Here is a 4,101-nt window from a genome sequence, read left to right on the forward strand (position 1 = left end):
ACGGCGGGGCGACGCGGCTCCCCGGCCGGTGCGCCCGCTGCGGCCCCACGACCGGTGACCGGGGAGAGCCGCTCGGTGCGCTCTGTGCTCGGGGTGGCATCCGGCGCGACCCCGGCCACCGACGGTTCGGTCGGCGTCGAGGGACGTCCCGACGGCGTCGATCGCGTGAACGGCGCGGACTGGCCGGGCCGGTCGGCGGTCGTCTTCTCCGTGGACGACTCCGTGTCAGCGGAGGTCCTCGCGCCGACGCGCGGCGGCGTCATCCCGGGGGTACGACGGCGGGGCGCGACCCGCTCCGACGGGACGGACGGCAGGGACGAGCCCGCGCCGAGCTGCCCGGCGGGGCCGAGGCCGCCCACGGCGAAGCGGTCCTCGGGGAGACTGACCCCCAGCGCCGTGAGCTGCTCCCGCAGGGCGGCGATCTCCTGACGCAGCGCGAGCACCGAGTCCTCGGTCTCGGCGCGGACGCTGGCGCGCAGTTCCTTCTCCACGACCAGTTCGTGCTCGCGGCGGGCCGAGATCTCGCGCTCGAGCTGCAGCTCGTAGACGGTGTGCAGGTCACGGACCCGGGCGGCCTCGGCCGCGGCCTGTCTGCGGTAGCGCGCCACGAGGAAGGCCCCGATGAACGCCGCCCACAGGGCGGACAGCGTCCCGATCCGCATCCACACCGGGTTGTCGGAGAAGATCATGACGACGGTGGCGATGAGCGCCAGGACCAGCAGCACCCCCAGAGCGATGCTCGCCAGTCCGCGATCGTCGCCGCGAGCGGGGCGAGCTGACCGGGGCTTGTCCATCGCGCCGTCGGAACTCATGCCCCGCATGATACTCAGAGAATCACGGGTCACACAGGTAACCAGCGCGTGTCCGCCCCAACGGGGCCGACGAGAGTCGGGGCGTCGGGCGGGATCTCACCCGCCTGTCCCGCGAGTCGAGCTCAGGCGGGCTCGCCCAGCCCGCCGTTCTCGTCGTCGTCGGGCGGGGTCTCACACGCCGACTCCAGGAACAGGCCGGCACCCACGAGGACCGCCCCGGACACCAGGACGGCGAGAGACGCGGGGAGTTCCGCCGCCGCGGCCGCCAGCTCGCCCAGGCGCGGGAGGAAGAACAGGACCAGCCCCACCCCGAACCCACCGGCGACCGCCCCGAGCACGGCCGAGGCCTGCCCCAGCGCCGCGCACCGGGCGATGGTGAGCGGGTGCATCTGACTACGGTCCTGCCCGACGCCGCCGTCCGAGATCGCCGCGCGGATGCGGATGGCCAACAGGACGTCGACCGCCGCGACGACCAGCAGCGTCACCCAGCCGAAGCCGATCGGCGGCAGGGACCCCAGGAACGCGTCGACGAGGACGTAGGCGGCCACCGCCGCGACGAGCGCCACCAACGCGAGGGTGGACTTCGCCACGCGCGTCATGCGGGACTCTCCCAGCCCCGGGGCGCCAGGGACACGTCCAGGCGACGGACCGCTGAGACCTCGGCCGGGTCGAGCGCCGCGAGGCGGTCGGTGACGGGCACGCCGGCCAGGCGGGCGCCGGGATCGATCTCCAGCCACGGCACGAGCACGAAGGCGCGCTCGGCCGCGCGCGGATGGGGAAGGGTGAGGGTCGGATCGTCGGAGACCACGGTCTCGCCGTCGACGTCTGCCGTCACCACGTCGACGTCCAGGGTCCTGGGCCCCCACCGCACCTCGCGCGTGCGACCGGCCGCGCGCTCGCGGGCGAAACCCCACTCGAGGACGTCGGCCGGACTGCCGGGATGCTCCACGACGAGAGCGGCGTTGAGGAAGTCGTCCTGTTCGACGCCGCCCCACGGCGGGGTGGCGTAGACCGAGGACGCCGCGCGCAGGATCCCGTCGGCGGCCGCGGCGTCCGCGACGCCCCGCAGGAGCCCGAGGGCGTCGCCCCGGTTCCCGCCGATCGACAGCACCGCCCGGCAGCTCACCGCTCGCCCCGCTCGCGGAGGTTCCCGCCGCCGCGCGAGCGCCGTGCCACGACGGCGACGTCGGCGAACTCGGCGGGGATGGGGGCCTGCGGCTTGTGCAGCGTCACCTCCACCGCGTGGGCGCCGGGTGCCATCTCCATGACGCCGTCGGCGATCCGCGAGGCCACCGTCTCGATGAGGTCACAGGACGGACCGGCGACGACATCGCGCGCGAACAGCGCGAGTGCGCCGTAGTCGACCGTGTCGGCCAGGTCGTCGGAGGCGGCCGCGGCGGTGAAGTCGGTCCACAGGACCAGATCCACGAGGAAATCCTGGCCGTCCCGCTTCTCGTGGTCGAAGACCCCGTGGTTGCCGCGCACCTTCAGTCCGCGGAGTTCGATGCGGTCGGCCATCAGCGCGCTCCCGCTCGTCCGGCCGCCCACGCGGCGGCGACCCGCACCGCGTCCGCGCTGGGGGCGACCTCGTGGACGCGCACGGCCCACGCACCGGCGGCGGCCGAGAGCGTGGTGATCGCCGCCGTCGCCGGGTCCCGGCCCGCCACCGCGCGGGGCCGCCCGTCGGGCTCCGGCAGGAGGGAGCCGAGGAAGCGCTTGCGGGAGGCGGCCACGAGAACCGGGAACCCGAGATCGACGAGCCGGTCGAGCCCGTGGAGCAGAGCCCAGTTGTCCTCCCCGTTCTTGGCGAAGCCCAGCCCGGGGTCGAGGACGATGTCCGCGGCGTCGATCCCCGCCGCGAGGGCGGCGTCGGCCCTGCGGGCCAGGTGGTCGCGCACCGCGCCCACGACGTCGTCGCCGTAGTCGGCACGTCCACCGGCACCGGCCCGGTACTCGTCCGGGGACACCCAGTGCATGAGGATGACCGATCCCCGGTACTCGGCGACGACCCGGAGCATGTCGGGATCGGCGAGCCCGCCGGAGACGTCGTTGATGATCGCCGCGCCCTCCTCCATCGCGCGGGCGGCGACCCGGGAACGCATGGTGTCCACCGAGACCGGTGCGAACCCGGAGACCTCGCGCACCAGCGGCACGACGCGCTGTTCCTCGTCGGACTCCTCGACCCGCAGCGCGCCGGGCCGGGTGGACTCGCCGCCGATGTCGATGAGGTCCGCGCCCTCGGCGACCATCCGCCGGGCGTGCGAGACCGCGTCGTCGAACGCCAGATGCCGTCCACCGTCGGAGAAGGAATCCGCCGTGACGTTGAGGACCCCCATCACCGCGCAGTACTCGGGGCGGGGCAGCCGACCGGGCGTGCTCACGTCCCGCGCAGGAGGCCGAGTGCCTCCGCCCTGGTGGAGGCGTTGGACCGCATGATGCCGCGGACGGCCGATGTCGTGGTGACCGCACCCGCCTTGCGGATCCCGCGCATGGACATGCACAGGTGCTCGCACTCGATCACGACGAGCACGCCGGAGGGGTCGAGCTTGTCGACCAGCGCGTCGGCGACCTGGCTGGTGAGGCGCTCTTGGACCTGGGGGCGCTTGGCGTAGAGGTCCACGAGGCGGGCGAGCTTGCTCAGACCCGTCACCGCGCCCGACTGCCCGGGGATGTAGCCGATGTGGGCGACCCCGTGAAACGGGACGAGATGGTGCTCGCACGTCGAGTAGATGGGGATGTCACGCACCAACACGAGCTCGCGGTGGTCCTCGTCGAAGGTGCGGGAGAGCACCTCGGAGGGGTCCGTGTACAGGCCGGCGAACACCTCGCGGTAGGCCCTCGCCACCCGGGCGGGCGTGTCCTGCAGTCCCTCGCGGTCCGGGTCCTCGCCGACGGCGATCAGCAGCTCACGGACAGCGGCCTCCGCGCGGGCGGCGTCGAAGACCTCCCCCGTGGGCATCGAGCGCGCGTCGGCGGGGGGTATGTGGTCAGGGGTCGTCATCAATCCTCTTCTCGCACGAAGCGGCCGCGGCGGTCAGTCCTCACGTTCCCACGGCGGTTGCCAGTCGGGGTCCTTGTCCTCGCGGCGGTGTGAACCACCGCCCGGGACGTCGGAGCCGGGGGCGACGTCCGTCTCCCCGTCTCCCGCCCGGGACCAGGCGCGGTTCGACGGCTCGGCGGGGTGTTCGCGACGGTCGCCGCCCTCGGGGCCGCCCCATCCGTCGGTGGGTCGACCGTTCACGGGCGCGGCGGGCAGACGCGTGGTCTCCGCCCCGCTCGGCCCGCGGTC

6 protein-coding genes and 1 pseudogene are annotated in these 4,101 nt (G+C 74.1%); all 7 read right to left on the reverse strand.

The window, feature by feature from the left end:
- The coding region (locus tag HMPREF3086_RS01435; protein ID WP_070719783.1) for a DUF6779 domain-containing protein at window positions 1–812 on the reverse strand (812 nt) is incomplete at its 3' end.
- A 122-nt stretch (window positions 813–934) separates the two neighbouring features.
- Complete coding sequence (locus tag HMPREF3086_RS01440) at window positions 935–1,411, reverse strand: DUF3180 domain-containing protein (RefSeq protein WP_070719779.1); 477 nt, start codon at window positions 1,409–1,411, stop codon at window positions 935–937.
- The gene (folK, locus tag HMPREF3086_RS01445; protein ID WP_070719780.1) at window positions 1,408–1,938 is read right to left on the reverse strand and encodes a 2-amino-4-hydroxy-6-hydroxymethyldihydropteridine diphosphokinase; all 531 of its coding nucleotides are present in this window, start codon (window positions 1,936–1,938) and stop codon (window positions 1,408–1,410) included. The genes HMPREF3086_RS01440 and folK overlap by 4 nt, the downstream gene beginning before the upstream one ends.
- Window positions 1,935–2,330 (reverse strand): dihydroneopterin aldolase, encoded by a 396-nt coding sequence (folB, locus tag HMPREF3086_RS01450; RefSeq protein WP_070719784.1) that lies wholly within the window; start codon window positions 2,328–2,330, stop codon window positions 1,935–1,937. Before folB ends, folK begins: the two co-directional genes overlap by 4 nt.
- Window positions 2,330–3,148 carry a dihydropteroate synthase gene (gene folP / locus HMPREF3086_RS01455; protein ID WP_070719785.1) on the reverse strand — a complete coding sequence of 273 codons (819 nt, stop codon included), beginning with the start codon at window positions 3,146–3,148 and terminating at the stop codon, window positions 2,330–2,332. Before folP ends, folB begins: the two co-directional genes overlap by 1 nt.
- Window positions 3,149–3,189: 41 nt before the next feature.
- Window positions 3,190–3,813 carry a GTP cyclohydrolase I FolE gene (gene folE / locus HMPREF3086_RS01460; protein WP_070719781.1) on the reverse strand — a complete coding sequence of 208 codons (624 nt, stop codon included), beginning with the start codon at window positions 3,811–3,813 and terminating at the stop codon, window positions 3,190–3,192.
- Window positions 3,814–3,846: 33 nt separating this feature from the next.
- A pseudogene (locus HMPREF3086_RS18775) lies at window positions 3,847–4,101 on the reverse strand (cell division protein FtsH); the annotation flags it as partial.

Source organism: Dietzia sp. HMSC21D01, from assembly GCF_001815995.1.
In the GTDB taxonomy this organism is placed as follows: Bacteria; Actinomycetota; Actinomycetes; order Mycobacteriales; family Mycobacteriaceae; genus Dietzia; species Dietzia cinnamea.